This window comes from Halomonas sp. ATBC28 (assembly GCF_005937175.1).
GTDB lineage: Bacteria > Pseudomonadota > Gammaproteobacteria > Pseudomonadales > Halomonadaceae > Vreelandella > Vreelandella titanicae.
Window position 1 is genome coordinate 1 of the sequence record NZ_VCQL01000157.1, and the last position, 409, is coordinate 409.

1 protein-coding gene is annotated in these 409 nt (G+C 55.5%); it reads right to left on the minus strand.

The window, feature by feature from the left end; genetic code table 11:
- On the minus strand, positions 1-284 hold a 284-nt coding region (locus E0L35_RS25810), incomplete at its 3' end, for a 4-hydroxyphenylacetate 3-hydroxylase N-terminal domain-containing protein (protein WP_283241555.1).
- Between the last annotated feature and the right edge of the window lie 125 nt (positions 285-409).

A 409-nucleotide genomic window follows, 5' to 3' on the forward strand; every position in this document is an offset into this window, starting at 1 on the left:
ATGTTGTAGTGAGTCAGCGCCGAGTTGGTGGCAACCACTTTCGCACCGCTGACGATAATCCCGGCGTCAGTCTCTTTTTCCAGCTTGATGTAAACGTCTTTCACTTTATCGGTCGGCAAATGACGATCGATCGGTGGGTTAACAATCGCGTGGTTAAAGTAGAGGCCAGTTTCCTGAATACGGGTGTACCAGTTACGGGCGTTCTGCTCGAACTGACCGTAAAAGCCCGGATTCGCGCCCAGTGCGCAACCGAAAGCGGCTTTGTAGTCTGGGGTACGGCCCATCCAGCCATAGCTCAGGCGTGATCACTCAGCGATGGCGTCGCGTTGCTGGCGCAGGTCGTCGGCACTTTTCGCCACGCGGAAGAATTTATGGGTATAGCCGCCGCTACCGGTGTCGGTGTTCCAAC